The sequence below is a fragment of the Defluviimonas salinarum genome, assembly GCF_026013545.1.
Lineage (GTDB): Bacteria > Pseudomonadota > Alphaproteobacteria > Rhodobacterales > Rhodobacteraceae > Albidovulum > Albidovulum salinarum.
On sequence record NZ_JAPDOG010000012.1, the window covers coordinates 46898 to 68844 of the forward strand.

At 68.6% G+C, this 21947-nt stretch carries 16 protein-coding genes and 1 pseudogene; 10 read left to right on the plus strand and 7 right to left on the minus strand.

Features of this window, described 5'->3' with window-relative positions; translation table 11 throughout:
* The first annotated feature begins 135 nt into the window (after positions 1 to 135).
* Together OM960_RS13830 and OM960_RS25440 are read left to right on the plus strand one after the other, a co-directional pair.
* On the plus strand, positions 136 to 2532 hold the full coding sequence (locus tag OM960_RS13830) for a calcium-binding protein (RefSeq protein ID WP_264772376.1): 2397 nt from the start codon (positions 136 to 138) through the stop codon (positions 2530 to 2532).
* Complete coding sequence (locus OM960_RS25440; RefSeq protein WP_290428662.1) at positions 2474 to 4819, plus strand: calcium-binding protein; 2346 nt, start codon at positions 2474 to 2476, stop codon at positions 4817 to 4819. The genes OM960_RS13830 and OM960_RS25440 overlap by 59 nt, the downstream gene beginning before the upstream one ends.
* Positions 4820 to 5251: 432 nt before the next feature.
* Here OM960_RS25440 and OM960_RS13855 read toward each other — a convergent pair whose 3' ends face one another.
* Both OM960_RS13855 and trpS read right to left on the minus strand, forming a co-directional pair.
* Complete coding sequence (locus OM960_RS13855) at positions 5252 to 5737, minus strand: VOC family protein (RefSeq protein ID WP_264772377.1); 486 nt, start codon at positions 5735 to 5737, stop codon at positions 5252 to 5254.
* 257 nt (positions 5738 to 5994) lie between these two features.
* Positions 5995 to 7032: a tryptophan--tRNA ligase gene (trpS, locus tag OM960_RS13860; RefSeq protein ID WP_263337626.1), complete on the minus strand. Its 1038-nt coding sequence runs from the start codon at positions 7030 to 7032 to the stop codon at positions 5995 to 5997.
* An 81-nt stretch (positions 7033 to 7113) separates the two neighbouring features.
* Here trpS and OM960_RS13865 point away from each other — a divergent pair, with 81 nt between their 5' ends.
* The gene (locus tag OM960_RS13865) at positions 7114 to 7800 is read left to right on the plus strand and encodes a rhomboid family intramembrane serine protease (RefSeq protein WP_263337623.1); all 687 of its coding nucleotides are present in this window, start codon (positions 7114 to 7116) and stop codon (positions 7798 to 7800) included.
* On the opposite strand, the gene murJ is transcribed toward OM960_RS13865, so the two are convergent.
* From murJ to OM960_RS13880, 3 genes are read right to left on the minus strand one after another with little or no spacing between them, the layout of a single operon-like run.
* Complete coding sequence (gene murJ / locus OM960_RS13870; RefSeq protein WP_264772378.1) at positions 7791 to 9335, minus strand: murein biosynthesis integral membrane protein MurJ; 1545 nt, start codon at positions 9333 to 9335, stop codon at positions 7791 to 7793. The genes OM960_RS13865 and murJ overlap by 10 nt on opposite strands.
* Entirely contained in the window at positions 9332 to 12145 is a 2814-nt protein-coding gene (locus OM960_RS13875; RefSeq protein ID WP_290428663.1) for a [protein-PII] uridylyltransferase, read from the minus strand. The genes murJ and OM960_RS13875 overlap by 4 nt, the downstream gene beginning before the upstream one ends.
* Positions 12105 to 13277: a penicillin-binding protein activator gene (locus tag OM960_RS13880; protein ID WP_263337619.1), complete on the minus strand. Its 1173-nt coding sequence runs from the start codon at positions 13275 to 13277 to the stop codon at positions 12105 to 12107. Before OM960_RS13880 ends, OM960_RS13875 begins: the two co-directional genes overlap by 41 nt.
* Positions 13278 to 13371: 94 nt before the next feature.
* Here OM960_RS13880 and rsmI point away from each other — a divergent pair, with 94 nt between their 5' ends.
* The 4 genes and pseudogenes from rsmI to OM960_RS13900 all read left to right on the plus strand — a co-directional run bounded on the left by rsmI (position 13372) and on the right by OM960_RS13900 (position 16541).
* Positions 13372 to 14232, plus strand: coding sequence for a 16S rRNA (cytidine(1402)-2'-O)-methyltransferase (gene rsmI, locus OM960_RS13885; RefSeq protein WP_264772379.1), 861 nt, complete (start codon positions 13372 to 13374; stop codon positions 14230 to 14232).
* Positions 14229 to 14582, plus strand: a complete 354-nt coding sequence (locus tag OM960_RS13890; protein ID WP_264772425.1) for a YraN family protein — start codon at positions 14229 to 14231, stop codon at positions 14580 to 14582. Before rsmI ends, OM960_RS13890 begins: the two co-directional genes overlap by 4 nt.
* Positions 14583 to 14653: 71 nt before the next feature.
* Positions 14654 to 15601, plus strand: coding sequence for a glutathione synthase (gene gshB, locus OM960_RS13895; protein ID WP_264772380.1), 948 nt, complete (start codon positions 14654 to 14656; stop codon positions 15599 to 15601).
* Positions 15602 to 15663: 62 nt separating this feature from the next.
* Positions 15664 to 16541, plus strand: a pseudogene (locus OM960_RS13900) (alpha/beta hydrolase).
* On the opposite strand, the gene OM960_RS13905 reads toward OM960_RS13900, so the two are convergent.
* Both OM960_RS13905 and OM960_RS13910 read right to left on the minus strand, forming a co-directional pair.
* Positions 16507 to 18021, minus strand: coding sequence for a YifB family Mg chelatase-like AAA ATPase (locus OM960_RS13905; RefSeq protein ID WP_264772381.1), 1515 nt, complete (start codon positions 18019 to 18021; stop codon positions 16507 to 16509). The pseudogene OM960_RS13900 and the gene OM960_RS13905 sit on opposite strands and share 35 nt — an antisense overlap.
* Before the next feature lie 53 nt (positions 18022 to 18074).
* Entirely contained in the window at positions 18075 to 18944 is an 870-nt protein-coding gene (locus tag OM960_RS13910) for a glutathione S-transferase (RefSeq protein WP_264772382.1), read from the minus strand.
* Positions 18945 to 19099: 155 nt separating this feature from the next.
* On the opposite strand from OM960_RS13910, the gene coaBC reads away from it, so the two are divergent.
* The 3 genes from coaBC to OM960_RS13925 are packed head-to-tail and all read left to right on the plus strand — an operon-like array spanning position 19100 to position 21844.
* A complete protein-coding gene (gene coaBC, locus OM960_RS13915; RefSeq protein ID WP_264772383.1) occupies positions 19100 to 20305 on the plus strand; it encodes a bifunctional phosphopantothenoylcysteine decarboxylase/phosphopantothenate--cysteine ligase CoaBC in 1206 nt (401 codons plus the stop codon).
* A 49-nt stretch (positions 20306 to 20354) separates the two neighbouring features.
* Positions 20355 to 20822 carry a dUTP diphosphatase gene (gene dut / locus OM960_RS13920; RefSeq protein WP_264772384.1) on the plus strand — a complete coding sequence of 156 codons (468 nt, stop codon included), beginning with the start codon at positions 20355 to 20357 and terminating at the stop codon, positions 20820 to 20822.
* A complete protein-coding gene (locus OM960_RS13925) occupies positions 20819 to 21844 on the plus strand; it encodes a HesA/MoeB/ThiF family protein (protein WP_264772385.1) in 1026 nt (341 codons plus the stop codon). Before dut ends, OM960_RS13925 begins: the two co-directional genes overlap by 4 nt.
* Positions 21845 to 21947 lie beyond the last annotated feature (103 nt).

The following is a 21947-nucleotide window of genomic DNA, read 5'->3' on the forward strand; positions in this document are numbered from 1 at the left end:
GGATCGGCATCCGTGATTCGCTTCGATTGTAGAGACTTTGCGGGTTTTCCGGCCCGCCGAGAGGCGCCGCCTTAGGGGATTCTAAAGCCGACCCGCCTTCACTGGATGCGGGTGAAGACAAATCGGGTGGCAAACGTGGTTGGCCTCCAACATGTGGCGACGTTGCTTGACGGCACGTTGTCCTTCGGCGCTCGCGTGTCGGGCTGTGCGACGCTGACGACGGCGTCGGGCACTTACCTCTATGCCGGGGCGCAGCCCGGGCTGGGGATATCCTCCTATCGGCTGGCGCCCGGTGCGGCGGCCACGTCTTACGGCTGGGCCCCTTACCCGGCGGGTTCGGACCTCACCGGCCTGACACGGCTCGATGTCCTGCAGACCGGAAGCCAGACGGTGCTGTTGGCCTCGGCGCGGTTCGGGGCGACGCTCGACGGCAGGATCCTCGGTGGCGACGGCGCTTTCGGTTCCGTCACGGGCTTTTCCGGCGGCGGCGGAAGCGATGGCGCGCTGTCCGATCTGGCGACGATCCGGATCGGGACGACGAGCTGGATCTACGGCGTCACGCCGGGTTCAGACCGGATCAAGGCCTGGTCGTTGCCGGACGGGTCGGCCGCGTTGACCCCGTCGGCGGGCTTCGTCGATACTGCCGACAGCCTCTCTGTAGACGTTACCGCGATGACGACCGCGACGGTCGATGGCGAACGCTGGCTTTTCGTGGCATCGGGCTGTGAGGACGGCGTGTCGAGCTTTCGCATCGCCGGAGACGGATCGCTGCAGTTACACGCAGCGATTGGGGCGCGCGACGGGCTTGGCATCGACGCGCCGAGCGCGCTGCAGACGGCCGCGTTCGGGTCGGTCCAGTACCTGATCGTCGCCGGCATGGGCAGTTCCTCGATTTCGGTCCTGCGGGTGGAGGCCGACCGGCTGATGCCGACCGATCACGTCACGGATACGCTGGCGACCCGGTTTCAGTCGGTGGCAGCACTCGACACCGTTACCGTCTCGGGACGGACCTATGTGATCGCGGGCGGGGCTGACGACGGCATCTCGGTTTTCCAGCTGCTGCCCGATGGCCGACTGATCCTCTTGACGAGTATCACCGATACCAAGGCGACGGCGCTGTCGGCGGTTGCCGCGATCGAGGCGGTCGCCGTCGCGGGCGAGATCCAGATCTTTACCGCGTCGGGGGACGAAAACGGGCTCAGCCAGTTCCGGCTTGAGCTTGGCGCGCCGGGGCTGAACCTCAATGGCGATGAGGCGGATGACGTCCTGACCGGCGCTGCGGCCGACGACGTGATTCTCGGCGGCAGCGGAAACGATCTGCTTCAGGGCGGCGGCGGCGACGACATCCTCGTTGACGGCGCGGGGAGCGATACGCTCAGCGGCGGCGCGGGACGGGATCTTTTCGTCCTGCTGACCGATGGCGCGCCCGACCGGATCACCGATTTCGACATCAACTATGACCGGCTCGACCTGTCGGACTTCACGCTTCTATACTCCGTCTCGGCACTGAAGATCACCAGCACCGCGATCGGCGCGACGATCACCTACGGCGATGAGGTGGTGGAGATCGTCTCATCGACCTATTCACCGCTGGCGGCGGCCCAGTTCACCAATGCGAACACGATCAACCTGCCCCGGTCACCGCTTCAGCAGATCGTCGCGGGGCGGGTCGAGGCTGGAACGCCCGGCGACGACAGGCTGATCGGTTCGGTTTTCGATGATCGGCTCGATGGTCAGGCGGGCAATGACTTGCTTCGGGGCGCTGCCGGCAACGACGTCCTCACCGGCGGCGCGGGGGGCGACACGCTGGATGGCGGCACCGGGCTCGACTACGCGGACTACGCGAGGGCGGGCGCTGCGGTCCGCGTCGATCTCATCGAGCCGGGCTTGAATTCCGGCGACGCGGCCGGAGATGTTTATTTCGGTATCGAAGGGCTGATCGGTTCGTCCCACGACGACGACCTGCGCGGCGATGGCGGGGATAACAGGATTGCCGGGCGGGACGGTGCGGATAGTATTCTCGGCCGCCACGGGGACGACCGTCTCGATGGCGGTAACGGCGACGATACGCTTCAGGGCGGAGAAGGCGCCGATACGCTGGTCGGCGGGAACGGCTTCGACTTCGCCGACTACTCCGATTCGCCGACCGGCCTCGTCGTCGACCTAGCCGATTCGAGCCGCAACACCGCGATCGCCGCCGGAGACCGCTTCTCGGGGATCGAGGCGGTGGTCGGGTCGTGGTTTGCCGATTGGCTGAGCGGCGACGACGGCGTGAACTGGATCTTCGCCGGAAGCGGCGACGACCGGCTGGCCGGCGGCGGCGGCGATGACGTGCTGGACGGCGGGGCCGGGAACGATGTCCTGTCGGGCGGGGAGGAGGCGGACCGTCTCATCGGCGGGGACGGGACCGACACCGCCAGCTACGGCGACTCGGCTGACGGCCGACCTGATATTGCCTTCGGTCAATACCGGGATGGCGGCGGGCGATACGTTCGTCGGGATCGAGAAACTCGAAGGCTCGCCCGGCAATGACGTGCTGCGCGGCGACGACGGCGTCAACGGGATCTTCGGCGCGGCGGGCGACGACGTCCTCGTCGGCCGCGGCGGCGCCGATTACCTCCTCGGCGGCGACGGCGCCGACGTGCTGGACGGCGGGGCGGGGAACGACGTCCTGTACGGCGGCTGGGGGGCGGACCGTTTCATCGGCGGTGACGGGACCGACACGGCCAGCTACAGCGACTCGGCGACGGGGCTGACGGTCGACCTGGTTTGGTATTGGGTCAATACCGGGATGGCGGCGGGCGACACGTTCATCGGGGTCGAAAAGCTCGAAGGCTCGTCCGGCAATGACGTGCTGCGCGGCGACGACGGTGTCAACGGGATCTTCGGCGGGGGCGGCGGCGACCTGCTCGCGGGCCGTGGGGGAACGGATTACCTCCTCGGCGGCGACGGCAACGACGTGCTGGACGGCGGGGCGGGGGACGACGTCCTGTACGGCGGCTGGGGGGCGGACCGTTTCATCGGCGGGGACGGGACCGACACGGCCAGCTACAGCGACTCGGCGACGGGGCTGACGGTCGACCTAGTTTGGTATTGGGTCAATACCGGGATGGCGGCGGGCGACACGTTCATCGGGGTCGAAAAGCTCGAAGGCTCGTCCGGCAATGACGTGCTGCGCGGCGACGACGGTGTCAACGGGATAATCGGCGGGGGCGGCGATGACGTGCTCGCGGGATGCGGCGGCGATGACGTGCTGGACGGCGGGGCCGGGAACGATATCCTGTACGGCGGCTGGGGGGCGGATCGTTTCATCGGCGGGGACGGGACCGACACGGCCAGCTACAGCGACTCGGCGACGGGGCTGACGGTCGACCTGGTTTGGTATTGGGTCAATACCGGGATGGCGGCGGGCGATACGTTCGTCGGGATCGAGAAACTCGAAGGCTCGCCCGGCAATGACGTGCTGCGCGGCGACGACGGCGTCAACGGGATCTTCGGCGCGGCGGGCGACGACGTCCTCGTCGGCCGCGGCGGCGCCGATTACCTCCTCGGCGGCGACGGCGCCGACGTGCTGGACGGCGGGGCGGGGAACGACGTCCTGTACGGCGGCTGGGGGGCGGACCGTTTCATCGGCGGTGACGGGACCGACACGGCCAGCTACAGCGACTCGGCGACGGGGCTGACGGTCGACCTGGTTTGGTATTGGGTCAATACCGGGATGGCGGCGGGCGACACGTTCATCGGGGTCGAAAAGCTCGAAGGCTCGTCCGGCAATGACGTGCTGCGCGGCGACGACGGTGTCAACGGGATCTTCGGCGGGGGCGGCGGCGACCTGCTCGCGGGCCGTGGGGGAACGGATTACCTCCTCGGCGGCGACGGCAACGACGTGCTGGACGGCGGGGCCGGGAACGATGTCCTGTACGGCGGCTGGGGGGCGGACCGTTTCATCGGAGGGGACGGGACCGACACGGCCAGCTACAGCGACTCGGCGACGGGGCTGACGGTCGACCTGCTGTCGCCATCGACCAATACCGGGATGGCGGCGGGCGACACGTTCGTCGGAGTCGAAAAGCTCGAAGGCTCATCCGGCAATGACGTTCTGTGCGGCGACGACGGCGTCAACGGGATCTTCGGCGCGGGGGGCGACGACCTGCTCGTGGGACGCGGCGGCGCCGATTACCTCCTCGGCGGCGACGGCAACGACGTGCTGGACGGCGGGGCGGGGAATGATTTCCTGTACGGTGGTTGGGGGGCGGACCGTCTCATCGGAGGGGACGGGACCGACAGCGCTTGCTACGGCGACTCGGCGACGGGGCTGACGGTCGACCTGCTGTCGCCGTCGACCAATACCGGGATGGCGGAAGGCGATACGTTCGTCGGGATCGAGAAACTCGAAGGCTCGTTCGGGAATGACGTGCTGCGCGGTGACGATGGCGTCAACGGATTGTTCGGCGCGGGCGGCGACGACCTGCTCGTGGGCCGCGGCGGCGCCGACTACCTCCTCGGCGCTGACGGCAACGACGTGCTGGATGGCGGAGCGGGGAACGATTTCCTGTTCGGCGGTTCCGGGGCGGATACTTTCGTCTTTGCGGGGGGCGGCGGTTCCGATCAGGTGATGGACTTCGAACTCGGTCGCGACAGTCTCCGGTTCGGTGCCGAGTTGCTGGGTGTCCCGGTGATGACCGGAGCCGAGCTGATCGCCGCGCATGCCAGCGTCACCGCGCAAGGAGTCCAGTTCCAGTTCGACGGCGGCGAACAGGTTCTGGTGCATGGCGTCATGGATCCGCAGGAGCTGCTCGGCTACATCCTGTTTGGCTGAACGCGCGGTGCGGCGAGTGAAAGTGCAGGACGGGGTCGGCATTCGCCTCTCCTCGCGAGAGATCACCGTGCGCGGCGGAAGCTCCCGCCGTCGCGATCGTCGTGCGATGCACGGCGGGCTCACCGTCGGGCATCAAAGATCCGCGCTTTCCGGCGAAATACCCCCTGTTTCGCCGTCAAGGGACGGTCATGGCGGCAAAATACCTGGGAAAAGCGGCACGGGCGGGAGGCGCGAAGTCCATCGCCGGAGAGAAGGCGAAACCGAGGAACCCTCAGGGGTTCACGTTTCTGACGCAAGGATCCGGCGGCGGAGAGCAATTCGACCTTCGGGATCACCCGCTGTGCCCGGTTCCTCGCGACCCTTCCGGCTTCGCGTCCGACAAAGCGGCCTGTAACCCGCGCGCCGGTTCCCCCTTGGGATGCCGGACGGGGATCAGCCCGCTTCGGCCAGGAGCGCGCGCAGGTCGAGCGGCCGCGTCACCATCGCGAGGGCACCCGCGGAGTCGCGCGGCCACTCGGCTTCCGGCCTATCTCGGTAGAGCTCGACGCCGTTGCCGTCCGGGTCCGAGAGATAGAGCGCCTCGCTGACGCCGTGGTCGGATGCCCCGTCGAGCGGATAGTCCGCTTCGACAAGGCGCTTCAGCACCGCCGCGAGCGCGGCCCGCGACGGATAGAGAAAGGCGGTGTGGTAAAGCCCGGTATGGCCGGGCGCTGGCGCCGTGCCGCCCTTGCTCTCCCAGGTGTTGAGGCCGATGTGGTGGTGGTAGCCTCCAGCCGACAGGAAGGCGGCGCCGGTACCGTATTTCTGGGTCACGGCAAAGCCGAGCAGCCCGGAGTAGAACGCGATGGCGCGGTCGAGATCGGCAACCTTAAGGTGGACATGCCCGATGCGGGTTTCCGGCGGTGCTGTGTAGCTCATTGAGGTCATCCCCTTCCATTGTGCAGCCAGTCTAGCTTGTTAACTGGACGCACAGAACTTGCGATTTCGCAGGGATGTTGTGCGAAAAAAGCAAAACCCCCGGCGAGCCGGGGGCCCGCGGAAGGCCGGGGGAATGGCCCCGCGGTGCTGTCCGGTGTCATCCGGGGGGCGCCGGGGAGGCCGCGACCGGGGAAAGCATCTGTACCAGACAGCGGCATCCTGCCCGCGAATTGAAACGGCCGCGTGACGGTCCGCCGTCAGGTTCTACGCGAGCGGATCAGGCCGACGATGTCGTAGGTCTGCGCGAGGATCGGCTCTGCGATCGCATTGGCGCGCGCGGCGCCGTCACCGAGGATGCGGTCGATCTCCGCCGGATCCGCCATCAGCCGCTTCATCTCGTCCGCAATGGGAGAGAGCTTCGACACGGCGAGATCGGCGAGCGCCGGCTTGAAGGTGCCGAAGCCCTGGCCGGCATATTCCGCCACCACCGCCTCGGGCGTCATCTCGGCAAGGGCCGCGTAGATGTTGACGAGGTTCCGCGCCTCGGGCCGGTCCTTCAGCCCCTCGAGCGTCTCGGGCAGGGGCTCGGAATCGGTCCGCGCCTTGCGGAACTTCTGCGCGACCGTGTCGGCATCGTCGGTGAGGTTGATCCGGCTCGCATCCGAGGGATCGGATTTCGACATCTTCTTGGAGCCGTCGCGCAGCGACATGACCCGCGTGGCGGCGCCCTCGATCACCGGCTGGGTGACGGGGAAGAAATCCACCTTGAAGTCGTGGTTGAACTTGATCGCGATGTCGCGGGTCAGCTCGACATGCTGCTTCTGGTCCTCGCCCACGGGCACATGGGTTGCGTGGTAGAGAAGGATGTCGGCCGCCATCAGCGAGGGATAGGCGAAAAGCCCGAGCGAGGCCTTCTCGGCATCCTTGCCGGCCTTGTCCTTCCACTGCGTCATGCGGTTCATCCAGCCCATGCGGGCGACGCAGTTGAATATCCAGCCAAGCTCGGCATGGCCCGGCACCTGGGACTGGTTGAACAGGATCGATCGCTTCGGATCGAGCCCCGAGGCGATGTAGCTGGCCGCAAGCTCGCGCGTGGCGTTCTGCAGGTCGACGGGGTCTTGCCAGACCGTGATCGCGTGCAGGTCGACGATGCAGTAGATCGTCTCGATGCCGCTGTTCTGCATCTCCACGAAGCGCTTCACCGCACCGAGGTAGTTCCCCAGCTGCAAGTGGTTCGTCGGCTGGATGCCGGAAAACACGCGCGGGGTGAATTTGGACTTCGCCGCGTCGGTCATGACTGTCCCCATAGGTTCGTCTGGAAATTTTCGCCCCGCTCGCGTATCGCAGGGGCAGAGCCCCGTCAACAAGGAGACCCCATGCGCGACGGTTACGATGAAGCGCCCCTCAATCCGCTGCCGCCGGTCATCTGGCTTCTGGTGCTGCCGATCGTGGCGATGGAGGTGGTGTTGAACGCGGGCACCTACGGGTTTACCGGCAGCGCCGACGCCATTGGCTGGCGCAGCGACGCGCTGCAGCGCTTCGCGCTGTCGCCGATGATGCTCGACCAGATGCTCGCCACGGGGCGCGTCGATGGCGACTACCTGATGCGCTTCGTTACCTATCCCTTCGTGCATGGCAATCTCACGCATGCGCTCTTCGCCGGGGTGTTCATCCTCGCGCTCGGCAAGTTCGTGGCCGAGGTCTACCGGGCCTGGGCGGTGCTGGCCGTCTTCTTCGGCGGGGTGATCGCCGGCGGGCTCGCCTATTCGCTGGTGCCGGGGCTACAGGTGGCGCTCTATGGCGCCTATCCCGGGGCCTACGGGCTGATCGGCGCCTTCACCTTCATTCTCTGGGCGCGGCTCGGGGCGGAACAGGCCAACCGCGGCCGCGCCTTCACGCTGATCGGGTTCCTACTTGGCATCCAGCTTCTTTTCGGTGCGATCTTCGGCGGCGCGCCGGACTGGATTGCCGATCTGGCGGGCTTCGGCGCGGGCTTCCTGCTGTCGTTCGTCGTGGCGCCGGGCGGGCTTGCCCATCTCTTAAAGGTGATCCGTCAGCGCTGACGCGAGAGGCCGGAGCGGAAGTCAGCGATCCGGAAGGCACCGAAAGCGTAGGCGGCAAGACCGAAGACCGCCATGCCGGCAAGGATCAGGACCGTCAGCGCCCAGTAGCGGTGGCCGTGTGCGGAAAGCTGGTCGGCGAGCGCGGTCTCGGCCAGCCAGAGGAAGAGCCCCATCACCGCCGAGGCAAGCACCGTGCGCGGCAGGCGGCGGCGGAGCCTTTCGTCGGCGCGGGCGGCCTCGCCCATCTTCCGGGTTCCCCACCAGAGCTGGACGGTCATCGCCCAGCCGGCGAGCGTGGTGCCCCAGGCAGCGGCGATGAAGCCGAGGAAGGGCGCGAGCCCGATGGCAAGCACGGCGTTCACGACCATCGACCAGAGCGCGAAGCGGAACGGCGTCGCGGTGTCCTCACGGGCGAAGTAGAGGGGTTGCAGCACCTTTTGCAGCACGAAGGCGGGCAGCCCCAGCCCGTAGACGGCGAGCGCCAGCGCCGTCGGCGCGCTGTCGGCCGCGTCAAAGGCGCCGCGTTCGTAGAGGACCGAGATCAGCGGCAGCGGGATCACCATGAGCGCGACGCCCGCCGGAACGGTCAGAAACAGCGCGAACTCGGTGGCGCGCGAGAGCGCGTAGCGGCTGCCGAACGTGTCCTCGGCCTTCAGCCGGCGCGACAGGTCGGGCAGGAGCACGATGCCGATGGCGATGCCGACGACGCCCAGGGGAAGTTGGTAGAGCCGGTCGGCATAGGAGAGCCAGGCGATGCCGCCCTCGAAGAAGCTGCCGACCTGGCGGCCGACGAGGAGGTTGATCTGCACCACGCCGCCGGCCATGACCGCCGGTCCGGCGATGGTGAGAAGCCGCTTCAGGTCCGGCGTCATCCGGGGCCGCCTGAACTTCAGGGCGAAGCCCATCCGCGCCGCCGCGACCCAGACCAGCGCGAGCTGGGCGAGCCCGGTCACCGGTGTCGCCCAGGCCATCGTGAGGCCCATGTCCCAGCCCAGCCGGTCGGCCATCACCATGGCGACGATAAAGATGATGTTGAGCAGCACCGGCGCGCCCGCCGCCGCGATGAACCGCCCGCCCGCGTTCAGAAGGCCGGAAAGCAGTGCCGTCAGCGAGATGAAGAAGATGTAGGGAAAGCAGATGCGGCCGTATTCGACCGCGAGCGGCAGCCGCTCGTCCCCGGCGAAACCGCCCGCCATGGCGAGGACCAGCCAGGGCATCGCCACCATCGCCACGAGCGAGACGATGAGGACCACGAAGGCGAGCCCGGCGAAGGCGTCCTCGGCGAAGCCCTTGGGATCCTCACCGGCCTCGAGTTTTTTCGAGAAGAGCGGCACGAAGGCGGTGTTGAACGCGCCTTCCGCGAAGAAGCGGCGGAACATGTTCGGCAGCGTGAAGGCCACCAGGAAGGCCTCGGCCACCGGCCCGGTGCCGAGATAGGCGGCGATCAGCACGTCGCGGACGAAGCCCGCGATGCGGCTCAACAGGGTCCAGGCGCCGACCGTGAGGAAGCCGCGAACGAGACGGATCGGTTTCATTCGCCGCGCGCCCGCTCCGCGCCCTCGGTGATCGCCGTGCGCAGCTTGCGTTCCAGCGCTTCCTGCTTCGACCGCGTATGCAGTTTCAACCCGAACATGTCCTTGACGTAGAAGGAGTCGACGACCTGCGCGCCATAGGTCGCGATCACAGCACTCGCGATGTAGATGTTGTTCGCCGCGAGGGTGCGCGTCAGGTCGTAGAGCAGCCCCGGCCGGTCGCGGGTGTCGACCTCGATGATCGTGTAGATTTCCGAGCCCTCGTTGTCGAAGGTGATGTGGGTCGGGAACTGGAACTGCCGTTCGCGTTTCTTGATCTTGTCGCGGTCCTTGAGCGCCTCGCGCGCCACGACCTCGCCCTTCAGCGTCTTTTCGATCATCGCGCGCAGCCGCGGCAGGCGGTCGGTCTCGTAGGGATGGCCCTCGGCGTCCTGAACCCAGAAGACGGCCGTCGCGTAGCCGTCCTTCGAGGTGTAGGTCCGCGCGTCGACGACGTTGGCGCCGACCAGCGCCAGTGCGCCCGCGAGGCGCGAGAAGATGCCCGGATGGTCGCCGAGCGCGAAGCAGGCGCGGGTCGCGTCGTGGTCCGGGTCCGGCTTGATGTCGATGCGGATCGCGTCGTCGGGAATGTCCTTCAGGAGGTTCGCGAAGACGACTTGGGTATCGGTGGAGAGCCCCTGCCAGTAGGGATCGTAATGCCGCGCGGTCTCCCGCCTTACGTCCTTGGTGTCCCAGTCCGCCAGACGCTCGCGCAGCGCGCGTTTCGACTCGTCCTGACGCTTGCTCATGTTCAGCGTCTCGAGCCCGGCTTCGAGCGCGTCAGAGGTGTCGGCATGGAGACGGCGCAGCAGCATCGCCTTCCAGTTGTTCCAGGTGTTCGGCCCGACGCCGCGGATGTCGCAGACCGTGAGCACGGTCAGAAGATCGAGCCGTTTCTTGGTCTTCACGACCTTGGCGAAGTCACGCACCGTGCGCGGATCGGAGAGGTCGCGCTTCTGGGCCATGTCGGACATGAAGAGGTGATAGCGGACGAGCCATTCGACCGTCTCGCATTCCTCTGCATTGAGCCCCAGCCGCGGCGCCACCTTGCGCGCGATCTGGGCGCCGAGGATCGAATGATCCTCCGGCCGGCCCTTGCCGATGTCGTGCAGGAGAAGCGCGACGTAGAGCACCCGCCGGTTCACGCCGGCATCGAGGATCGAGGAGGACAGCGGAAGTTCCTCGATCAACTCCTTCCTCTCGATCTGCGCGAGGGTGGAGATCGTCTGAATCGTGTGCTCGTCTACCGTGTAGTGGTGGTAGACATTGAACTGCATCATCGCGACGATCGGCTCGAACTCCGGGATGAAGGCCGAGAGGACGCCAAGCTCGTTCATGCGTCGGAGCGCGCGCTCGGGATTGCCGTGTTTCAGGAGGAGGTCGAGGAAGATCCGCGTCGCCTCGCGGTCCTCGCGCATCTCGTCGTCGATCGTGTCGAGATGCGCAGTGACGATGCGCATCGCGTCGGGATGGATCAGGTAGCCGGTCCTGAGGCCTTCCTCGAACAAGCGGAGCAGGTTCAGCTTGTCTTTCAGGAATGCCTTCTCGTCGACGATCGTGATACGTCCGCGCTCGATCCGGAACCCCTCGCGGGTCTTGCGCCGCCGGCGCAAGAAGCCCGCCAGCATCGCCTCGCGCTTGACGTGGCGCGCCTCGAGCGCGGTCAGGAAGACCCGCGTCAGCTCGCCCACATGGGTGGCGTGGCGGAAATAATCCTGCATGAAATGCTCGACCGCGCGACGGCCGCCGGCGTCGGAATAGCCCATGCGACGTGCGACCTCGACCTGGAGGTCGAAGGTCAGCTGGTCCTGGGCGCGGTTCGTGATCAGGTGCAGGTGGCAGCGCACCGCCCAGAGGAAATCCTCGGCGGCGGCGAAGTTGTCGTATTCCTCGCGCCGCAGGAGCCCCTGGTCGACCAGTTCGGCCGACTGCCGGACGCCGTGGATGTACTTGCCGATCCAGTAGAGCGTCTGCAGGTCGCGAAGCCCGCCCTTGCCCTCCTTGACGTTTGGTTCGAGCACGTAGCGCTGACCGCCCTGCCGCTTGTGGCGCTCGGCCCGTTCGGTGAGCTTGGCCTCGATGAACTCGGCGCCCGTGCTCTTGAAGAGCTCGTTGCGGAGCTTGAGCCGAAGTTCGGCCGCGAGCGGCTGGTGACCTGCGATGAAGCGGCGCTCGAGCAGCGCGGTGCGGATCGTGTAATCCTCGCGCCCGAGCCGCAGGCAGTCCTTCACGGTGCGGCTCGAATGGCCGACCTTCAGCCGCAGGTCCCACAGTATATATAGCATGGATTCGATCACGCTCTCGGCCCAGGCGGTGACCTTCCACGGCGTCAGGAAGAGCAGATCGACATCGGATTGCGGCGCCATCTCGGCACGGCCGTAGCCGCCGACGGCCATGACCGCGATATGCTCGGCCTCGGTCGGATTGGCGCGGGGATGCAGGACATCGGTGACGACCGAGTAGACCGCACGGACGATTGCGTCGGTGAGCGCGGCATAGGCTCGCACCGAGATCGAGGCGGCGCGGGGATGGGTGGAGAAGTCGGCCGCGACCGCGTCGAGCACGGAGCGGCGGGCCTCGGCGAGTTCGTGGACGATGGCGGCGCGCTGGGCGCGGCTGTCGCCGGCCGCCGTGGCCGCGGCGGCGAGGCGGCCGGCGAAGCTGGCCGTGTCGAAGATCGGGTGGTCGCCGATGGCGGCGGGAAGTCCGACCTGCGGCTCTATCGCCGCCGGATCAGAATCCCGCGCCACCGAAGCTTCTCGGGGCAGGATCAATCACGACCACCTGTGCGTTCTGGATCTGGGCCACGGCAAGGCCGCGTTCATTGGTGCCGTCGGCGCGAAGCCGGAACACGCCGTTCACGCCGGCGAAGCCCGAACCCTGCGTCAGCGCCGCGGCCGACAGGGCATTCGCGTTGCCGCGTTTCACGAGCGCGCCGATCGCGGCGATTCCGTCATAGGCAAGGCCGGCGATCGGGTGCGGCGGTTCGCCATAGGCCGCCGTGAAGCGGGACTGGAACTGCTGCGTGAGGCCCGGATCAGGCATCGCGAACCAGCCGCCCTGGACGCCCGGCATCGAGAGCGTTTGCGGCGGGATGTCCCAGCGTGTGAGGCCGATGAACTGCGTCGTCTGGTTGCTGACCCCCGCCTCGGGCAGGAGCTGGGCAAGAAGCGGCAGCGCGCCCGCCGTGTCGGCGGTGAAGAAGATCGCGTTGGCGCCCGAGGAGTTGACCGTCGAGGCGATCGCCGGGGCGGCATTGATCACGCCCTGCTGCGAGAACTCGTAGGTCGCGGTTCCGGCGATGGAGGCGCCGGACCCAGCCGCCGCGCTCTCGATCGCGCGCCGGCCGAGGTCGCCGCCGGGGGTCCGGTCATGCACGACCATGATCCGGTTGCGGCCCTGGCGCGCCGCGAAGCGCATGAGCCGGGTGGCGGTGTTCTGGAACGTCGGGCCGAGCACGAAGACGTTGCCGCCGGCGATGTCGGTGTTGTTGGAGAAGGACAGGACGTTCACGCCGCTGCCCGCGACCGCGACCCCGGCGGCATTGGCCGCTTCCGCGAAGACCGGGCCGAGGATGATCTTCGCGCCCTCGTCGACCGCGCGCCGCGCCGTGCTCGCGGCGACCGCCGGGCTGGAACCCGCGTTGTAGACGCGCAGGTCGATCTGCACGCCGTTGAGGTCGGCGATCGCGAGGTCAGCGGCCTGCTTGAGGTTGCGCGCAAGCACCTCGTCGCCCGAGTTTCCCGACCCGCCGGGCAGGATCAGCGCGACCGGAACCGGCGCGCTCGTGTCGATGGTCGGGCCACGGCCGGATGGCACGGGTTCGCAGGCGCCGAGCATCAGGGCGGCGGCAAGAAAAGCGGCGCGGGTCAATGCCTTGCGGCGGGTGCTCAAAACGGCGAACATGGGTCTGTCCTCGGGTCCGGTCATAGGGCGCAGGGTGTCGGCGAGACTATGCGTTCCGCCGGACGAAGTAAACGCAGGAGCATCAAGAACGGCGATGACCGGCCAAGCACAGACACTGGCCCCGGGCCTCTACTTTCTGGCGACGCCGATCGGCGCCGCGCGCGACGTCACGCTCCGGGCACTCGACATCCTCGCGAGCGCCGACGTGATCGCGGCGGAAGACACGCGGACCCTGCGGCACCTGATGGATATCCACGGCATCGCACTCGGCGATCGCCCGCTCTTATCCTATCATGATCACAACGGCGAAAGGGTCCGGCCGCGGATCCTCGCGGCCTTGGCCGAGGGCAAGTCGGTCGCCTATGCCTCCGAGGCCGGCACGCCGCTCGTGGCCGATCCCGGCTATCAGCTCGGGCGCGCCGCGATCGCGGCAGGGCACCTCGTCATCGCCGCGCCGGGGCCGTCGGCGGCGCTGGCGGCGCTCACCGTTTCGGGCCTGCCATCGGACAGGTTCATGTTCGCCGGTTTCCCGCCGTCGGGTGCGGGCCAGAGGCGGCAGTGGCTGGCGGAACTGGCCGCGGTTCCGGCGACGCTGATCCTCTACGAATCGCCCAAGCGGATTCGGGAATTGTTAGCGGATCTGGCGGTAAGCTTCGGAGCGGAACGGCAAGCTGCGGTCTGCCGCGAATTGACGAAGCGATTCGAGGAAGTCACCCGAGGGTCTCTGGCCGAGCTCGCGGCGGCCTTCGCGGATCGGAGCGTGAAGGGCGAGATTGCCGTCGTGATCGACCGGGCGCGGGCCAGGGCGGCCGATCCGGCGGAGATCGAGCGGGCACTGAGGGAGGCGCTGGAATGCCATTCGACGAAGGATGCGGCGGCGGTGGTCGCGGAAGCGCTCGGTTTGCCGCGTCGGCAGGTCTACCAGATCGCGCTGAAACTCGGCGACGACGACTGACGGGCGCGGTCGCCCATCACGGCGGCCGGGCGGCCGAGGACCAGGTCGAGGCGCTCTACACTGGCGCAGGGTATCAAATCGCGGCGCGGCGCTGGCGCGGCCGGGGCGGCGAGATCGACCTGATCGCGCGGGACGGGAACGTCGTGGTCTTCATCGAGGTCAAGCGCGCGGCAACCCACGCCTGCGCGGCCGAGCGGCTGTCCGCGCGGCAGGCGGAGCGCATCTACCGGACGGCGTCGGAGTTCCTCGAGGGCGAGCCGGCGGGGCAGGACAGCGAGGTCCGGTTCGATGTCGCTTTGGTTGATGGCCAGGGCAGGATCGAGCTTGTTCGAAACGCGATCGGAGTCTGATCGCGGATTGCATCCCGCCGCCGGCTCGGTCATCAATCGGGACCGGTCGTAGCAGAGAAAGGCGGGCGCGCATGGCACTCAAGGTCGCGGTCCAGATGGATCCCATCGAGCGCATCAACATCGATGCGGATTCGACCTTCCGCATCGCGCTCGAGGCGCAGGCGCGCGGGCATGAGCTGTTCTACTACACGCCGGGCCGGCTGTGCTATCGCGAGGGCCGGGTGACCGCTTATGGCTGGTCGCTCGAGGTGCGGCGCGAAAAAGGGAACCACTTCACGCTCGGAACCGAGACCGAGGTCGATCTGGCCGATTACGACGTGGTCTGGCTGCGCCAGGATCCGCCCTTCGACATGGGCTACATCACAACGACCCACATTCTCGACATGATCCACCCGAAGACGCTCGTGGTGAACGATCCGTTCTGGGTGCGGAACTACCCCGAGAAGCTGCTCGTCCTCAACTTCCCGGAGCTCACGCCGCCGACGCTGATCGCCCGTGACCTCGATGCAATCCGCGCATTCAAGGCGCGTCACGGCGACATCATCCTCAAGCCGCTCTACGGCAATGGCGGTGCGGGTGTGTTCCGGCTCGACCCGAATGACCGCAATCTCGCGTCGCTGCACGAGCTCTTCATCGGCATCAGCCGCGAGCCGCTCATCGCCCAGAAATATGTGCCCGCCGTGGTCAAGGGCGACAAGCGCATCATCCTCGTCGATGGCGAGCCCGTCGGCGCTATCAACCGGATCCCGGCCGAGGGCGAGACCCGGTCGAACATGCATGTTGGTGGCCGGCCGGAGCCGGTCGGGCTGACCGAGCGCGATCGCGAGATTTGCGCCGCTATCGGGCCGACGCTGCGCGAGAAGGGTCAGGTCTTCGTCGGGATCGATGTGATCGGTGACTGGCTGACCGAGATCAACGTGACCTCGCCCACGGGGATTCAGGAGCTCGAACGCTTCGACGGGACCAATGCCGCGGCAAAGATCTGGGAGGCGATCGAGGCGAAGCTGGCTGCGCGGTGAACCTGCGGCTGCGTCTGTTGAACGCTGCCCTGGTGGCTGTCGTCAAGCCGCAGCTTCGCCACATGTCCAACCCCCTCGCGGCCCGGCGCGGCTTCGAGCGGTTCGCGCGGGCGTTCCTGGCCCGGCCGAGCGGTGTCATCGTCGAGCGGGAGCATCCTGAAGAGGCTCCAGAGCTTTTCTGGCATCGCCCCGCCGCGGGGCGGCCCAAAGTTCTGATCTACTTTCACGGCGGCGGTTACATCGCCGGCTCTCCGCGGACCCATCACGGCCTGCTGGCCTCGCTCGCGAAGGTCGCCGGCATCGCCGTCTGCACGCCGCGCTATCGGCTCGCCCCGGAGCACCCTTTCCCGGCCGCGCAGGATGACGCCTACGCGGCCTGGCGGCACCTGCGCCAGACGGGTTTCGCACCCCGCGACATTGCGCTTGCCGGCGACAGCGCGGGTGGGGGGCTTGCGCTGTCGCTGGTCGCGCGGCTCTGCGCCGAGCACACGCCGCCCGCCGCCGTGGCGGTCTTTCGCCCCGGACGGACCTGACGGGATCGGGCGCCTCCTGCCGAACCAACGCCGGGCGGGATCCGTTTCTGCCGGTTGAGCGGCTCGCCGAGCTTGCGGGCCATGCGCTGGCCGGGCACGATCCGCGCGACCCGCTCGTCTCGCCGCTCTTTGCCGGGTTTCCGGCCTCTCCGCCGGTCTTCTTCGCGGTCTCCGAAACCGAAGTGCTGCTCGATGACACGATGCGACTTGCCCGGAGGCTCGAGGCGGAGGGGGTGGAGACGGAGCTTCAGGTCAGCCCCGATAGCCCGCATGCCTGGCCGATCTTCGTCGGCCGCATTCCCGAGGCGGATGCAACCGTCGCGCAGGCCGCGACCTTCCTCGCCCGCCATCTCGGCCTCGCTGGGGGCAGGCTCACCGCTTCTCCTGAACGCTCAGCCGGTAGCTGACGGCCTCGGCCACATGGGGCTTTCGGACCGCCTCGGACCCGGCCAGATCGGCGATGGTGCGGGCGACCCGCAGGATCCGGTGGTAGCCGCGGGCCGAGAGCCCGAAGCGGTCCGCGACGCGGGCGAGCAGGTCCCTCCCTTCGGGATCGGGGCACGCCACTTCTTCCAGAAGCCGCCCCTCGACATCGGCATTGACCCGGACCTCGGGATGGCCCGCGAAGCGCGCCGTCTGCGCCGCCCGCGCGGCGGCGACGCGTTCGGCGACCGTGGCAGAGGCGTCCCCGGTCTCGGGCAGGTCGAGATCGGTATAGGCAACCGGCGGCACCTCGACCCGAAGGTCGATCCGGTCCATCAGCGGTCCCGAGATGCGGCCGAGATAGTCCTCGCCGCATTGCGGGACGCGGGCGCAGGCGCGCGACGGATCGGTCAGGTAGCCGCATTTGCAGGGATTGGCGGCGGCGACCAGGAGGAAGCGGCAGGGATAGCGGATATGGGCGTTGGCGCGGGCCACGACGACCTCGCCGGTCTCGATCGGCTGGCGCAGCGTTTCGAGCACGGCGCGCGGGAATTCCGGGAACTCGTCGAGAAACAGCACGCCGTTATGGGCGAGGCTGATCTCGCCCGGCTTGGCACCACGCCCGCCGCCGACGATGGCGGCCATCGAGGCGGTGTGGTGCGGCTCGCGGAAGGGGCGGGTGCGGCTGATCCCGCCCTCGTCGATGAGCCCCGAAAGCGAGTGGATCATCGAGGTCTCGAGCGCTTCGACGGCGGTCAGCGGCGGCAGGATGCCCGGAATCCGCGCGGCCAGCATCGACTTGCCGGAGCCGGGTGTGCCGACCATCAGCAGATGGTGCCGCCCCGCCGCCGCGATCTCCAGCGCGCGCTTGGCGCGTTCCTGGCCCTTGACGTCGCGCAGGTCGCGGTGCGCGGGGTCGCGCCGGACCTCGCCGGGCGTCGCGGGCGCGATCGGTGCCTGGCCGGTATAGTGCCGCAGCACATCGGCGAGCGAGGACGCCGCGATCACCGTCGTCGCCCCGACCCAGGCGGCTTCCGGCCCGCAGGCCTTGGGGCAGAGGAGCGTCCGTTCCTCCTCGGCCGCCGCCATCGCCGCGGGCAGCGCGCCGATCACCGGGACCAGCCGGCCATCGAGCGACAGCTCGCCCAGAGCCACGGTCGTCTCGACCTCCTCGCGCGGCAGGATGTCGATCGCGGCCAGGAGCGCCAGCGCGATCGGCAGGTCGAAATGCGAGCCCTCCTTCGGCAGGTCGGCGGGCGAGAGGTTGATCGTGATCCGCTTCGACGGCAGCGCGATCGAAAGCGAGGTCAGCGCCGCGCGGACCCGGTCGCGCGCCTCGCTCACCGCCTTGTCGGGCAGGCCGACGACCGCAAAGGCCGGCATGCCGGTCGCGACCGAGCATTGCACCTCGACGATGCGCGCCTCCACGCCCTCGAATGCGACCGTGTAGGTGCGCGCCACCATCCGCCGTCCCCTTCCAACTGGTTAACGGCTACTCGGGCGTGGTTTAGGAATGGTTAACGCGCGATCATCGCCATGAAGGCCGGCCAGGCTTCGGGGTCGTGGAGCGTCTTGTCGCGGCAGAACGGGTTGCAGAAGCCCCAGACGCGGCCGTCGAGGCGGAGGAAGTCGGTCACCGGCTTGCCGGAATAGGGGCAGGCCGCGTTTTCCGATGGGCCGTCGGCGATCGTTGCGGGAAGCGGCGCGGGGCCGGGCCAGGGGCGTTCGGGATAGGGCTTGGCATAGCTCGGCTGAACGCGGTTCTCGGCCTTGCCCATCGCCCGCCAGCGGCGGAAGGCGGGGTCGGCGAGATGCGCGTTTACATAGTCCATCGCCGCCGCCGATACCGGCAGGTTGTAGGTGGCGATCCGGGTCGCCACTGGGGCGAAGAAGGCATCGGCCGCGGTGTAGCGGCCGAAGAGCCAGGGGCTGTCTTCGCCGAACCTCTCGCGGGCGCGGGCCCAGATGCGCTCGATCCGGGCGAGGTCGGCCAGAACCTCGGCGCGCGGCGCGCTGTCGGCGTAGCTTTTCAGGAGGTTCATCGGGCAGTCACCCCTGAGCGCGGTGAAGCCCGCGCACATCTCGGCCGCCATGTAGCGCGCCATCGCGCGGGCGGCGGGGTCCTCCGGCCAGAGCCGCGCTTCGGGGTGGCGTTCGGCAAGCGTCTCGGCGATGGCGAGGCTTTCGCCGATCACCTCGCCGTCGGGCAGGCGCAGCGCGGGCACCAGCCGGGCGGGGGCGAAGTCGGCGAGCAGGCGGTCGAAGTCGCCGGTGTAGAGTACGCCGGAATGGCACTCGACGGTCAGGCCGAATTTCTCGAAGAGAAGCCAGCCGCGCAGCGACCAACTCGAATGGGAGCGGTCGCCGATGGCGAGGTGATATGTCATGTCGCGCCTCCGTTTCCCGTTTGCTAGCCCGAGGGGCGATCCGGCGTCACGTTCTTCTTTGTGGACGTCGCCATCACGGGCCGTGATGGTCCGCGCGGCTTGTCTTCCGCCCGGGCGCGACCTAATCCTTGGGAACCCCAGCGAGTGAGGCCTTCATGCTTTCGGGCAAGCGCATCCTTCTGATCATCGGCGGCGGCATCGCGGCCTACAAGGCGCTCGACCTGATCCGGCGGCTCCGGGAGCGGGGCGCCTCGGTGACGTCGGTGCTGACGCGGGCGGGCGAGGAATTCGTGACGCCGCTGTCGGTGGCGGCTCTGGCGGGCGAGAAATGCTACCGGCATCTCTTCGACCTGACCGACGAGGCCGAGATGGGGCATATCGAGCTTAGTCGAGCGGCGGACCTGGTGGTCGTCGCCCCCGCGACGGCGGACCTGATGGCGAAGATGGCCGGGGGGCATGCCGACGATCTCGCCTCGACGCTGCTGATGGCGACCGACAAGAAGGTGCTAATCGCGCCGGCGATGAACGTGCGGATGTGGCTGCATCGGGCGACGCAGCGCAACATCGCCACGCTCAGGGCCGACGACATCCGCCTCGTCGGACCGAGCGAGGGCGACATGGCCTGCGGCGAATACGGGCCGGGGCGGATGGCGGAACCGCTGGAGATCGTCGCGGCGGTCGAGGCGGTGCTGGGCGGCGGGCCGCTCGCCGGGCGGCATGTGATCGTGACCTCGGGGCCGACGCACGAGCCGATCGACCCGGTACGCTACATCGCCAACCGCTCCTCGGGCGCACAGGGCACGGCGCTGGCGCGGGCTTTGCGCGACCTCGGGGCGCGGGTGACCTTCGTGACCGGCCCGGCGGCGGTGCCGGCACCGGGCGGGGTCGAGGTGGTTCGGGTCGAGACCGCGGTGGAGATGCTGGCGGCGGTCGAGGCGGCCCTGCCCGCCAATGCCGTCATCTGTGCGGCGGCGGTGGCCGACTGGCGGGTGGCCAACGCGGCGGGATCGAAGATGAAGAAGGACGGCTCCGGCAAGGCGCCGGCGCTGGATTTTGCCGAGAACCCGGACATCCTCGCGACGGTGGCGCAGCGGAACAAGGGGCGACCGGGGCTGGTCGTGGGTTTTGCGGCCGAGACGGACGACGTGGTCGCCCATGCGACGGCGAAGCGGGCGCGCAAGAAATGCGACTGGATCGTCGCCAATGACGTGCGGCCCGCGACCGGGATCATGGGCGGCACCGAGAACGCGGTGACGTTGATCACGGAAAGTGGCGCCGAGGAATGGCCGCGGCTGCCGAAGGACGAGGTGGCGCGACGGCTCGCGACGCGGATCGCCGGGGCGCTTGGCGCGGGCGGATAGGGCGGATGCCTCCGGCGGGGATATTTTCGGCAAGATGAAGGGGCAAGCGATGCGACCCACGATCCGGGTTCTGCGCGAGGAATGGGCCGATCCGGCAGTGCCGCTGCCGTCCTATGTGACGGCGGGGGCGGCGGGGGCCGATGTCCGCGCGAACCTGCCCGAGGCGGAGCGGGCGGGGGGGCTCGTGCTTGCCCCTATGGCGCGGCGGCTGGTGCCGACCGGGCTGCGGCTCGAGATCCCGGAGGGCTTCGAGGTGCAGGTCCGGCCGCGCTCGGGCCTCGCGCTGAAGCACGGGATCTCGCTCCCGAACACGCCGGGCACGATCGACAGCGACTATCGCGGGCCGCTCGGGGTGATCCTGATCAATCTCGGGGCCGAGCCATTCGTGGTCGGTCACGGCGACCGGATCGCGCAGCTCGTCGTCGCGCCGGTGGTGCAGGCGGGTTTTGCCGAGGCGGCGGAGCTTGGGGACACCGCGCGCGGCGGGGGCGGTTTCGGCTCGACGGGGGCGCGATGACCGTCGCGCTGATCGCCGCCGCGCTGGTCGCGCTCGGGTTTGTGCTGCGGTTGCCGGGCCGGGTCGTGCTGGGGATGCTCGGGATGCTTTGGCTTGGCGTTCTGGTCGCGCATCTCGCCTTGCCGTCCGGTCATCCGCTGGCCGCGGCGCTCGGCGGCGACTGGCGGTCCTGGGCGGCTCTCGGTCTCGGGGTGGCGCTGGTGCTTCTCTACCGCGCCGGGCTCGTGCAGCTTCGGAACGGGGCGCGGCCCGTCGGGGGGACCGAGGGCGGCACGTTCTCGACCGTGGAGCTTGACCGCTATGCCCGCCACATCGTGCTGCGGGAGGTCGGCGGCATGGGCCAGCGCCGGCTGAAGGAGGCGAAGGTGCTGGTGATCGGCGCCGGCGGGCTCGGCTCGCCCGCGCTGCTTTACCTGGCGGCGGCCGGGGTCGGCACGATCGGGGTGATCGACGATGACGAGGTGTCGAATTCCAACCTGCAGCGGCAGGTGATCCATACTGACGCCCGGATCGGCCAGCCCAAGGTCTTTTCCGCTGAAGGAGCGATGACGGCGCTCAATCCCTTCATCACCGTCAAGCCCTACAACCGGCGGCTCGGCGCGGCCGAGGCGGAGGCGCTTTTCGCGGAATACGATCTCATCCTCGACGGGTCCGACAATTTCGACACGCGCTACATGGTGAACGCGGCGGCGGTGGCGGCGAAGCGCCCGCTCCTCTCGGCGGCGATCACCCAGTGGGAGGGGCAGATCAGCCTTTACGATCCCGCGAAGGGGGCGCCCTGCTATGCCTGCATCTTCCCAGAGCGGCCCGCCGACGGGCTGGCGCCCGCCTGCGCCGTGGCGGGGGTGATGGGGGCGCTGCCGGGCGTGGTCGGCTCGATGATGGCGGTCGAGGCGATCAAGGAGATCACCGGTGCGGGCGAGGGGCTGCGGGGCCGGATGCTGATCTACGACGCGCTTTACGGCGAGAGCCGCCAGATCATGCTGAAGCGCAGTCCGGGCTGCGCGGTCTGCGGCGGGTAGGACGGTCCTCGGGGGCGTCGAGCCCCCTCGGCCCGGCCTCCGGCGGGAGTATTTCGGGACAGAAAGTGGGAAAGGGTTCTGGCCTTTGCCGGTGCCTGTGCCT

Excerpts from the sequence above, each read along its gene's own strand:
- OM960_RS25440 (WP_290428662.1), top strand. The coding sequence starts at position 2,474 with ATGGCGGCGGGCGATACGTTCGTCGGGATCGAGAAACTCGAAGGCTCG.
- OM960_RS13855 (WP_264772377.1), bottom strand. The coding sequence starts at position 5,737 with ATGAGCTACACAGCACCGCCGGAAACCCGCATCGGGCATGTCCACCTT.
- trpS (WP_263337626.1), bottom strand. The coding sequence starts at position 7,032 with ATGACCGACGCGGCGAAGTCCAAATTCACCCCGCGCGTGTTTTCCGGC.
- OM960_RS13865 (WP_263337623.1), top strand. The coding sequence starts at position 7,114 with ATGCGCGACGGTTACGATGAAGCGCCCCTCAATCCGCTGCCGCCGGTC.
- murJ (WP_264772378.1), bottom strand. The coding sequence starts at position 9,335 with ATGAAACCGATCCGTCTCGTTCGCGGCTTCCTCACGGTCGGCGCCTGG.
- OM960_RS13880 (WP_263337619.1), bottom strand. The coding sequence starts at position 13,277 with ATGTTCGCCGTTTTGAGCACCCGCCGCAAGGCATTGACCCGCGCCGCT.
- rsmI (WP_264772379.1), top strand. The coding sequence starts at position 13,372 with ATGACCGGCCAAGCACAGACACTGGCCCCGGGCCTCTACTTTCTGGCG.
- gshB (WP_264772380.1), top strand. The coding sequence starts at position 14,654 with ATGGCACTCAAGGTCGCGGTCCAGATGGATCCCATCGAGCGCATCAAC.
- OM960_RS13905 (WP_264772381.1), bottom strand. The coding sequence starts at position 18,021 with ATGGTGGCGCGCACCTACACGGTCGCATTCGAGGGCGTGGAGGCGCGC.
- OM960_RS13910 (WP_264772382.1), bottom strand. The coding sequence starts at position 18,944 with ATGACATATCACCTCGCCATCGGCGACCGCTCCCATTCGAGTTGGTCG.
- coaBC (WP_264772383.1), top strand. The coding sequence starts at position 19,100 with ATGCTTTCGGGCAAGCGCATCCTTCTGATCATCGGCGGCGGCATCGCG.
- dut (WP_264772384.1), top strand. The coding sequence starts at position 20,355 with ATGCGACCCACGATCCGGGTTCTGCGCGAGGAATGGGCCGATCCGGCA.
- OM960_RS13925 (WP_264772385.1), top strand. The coding sequence starts at position 20,819 with ATGACCGTCGCGCTGATCGCCGCCGCGCTGGTCGCGCTCGGGTTTGTG.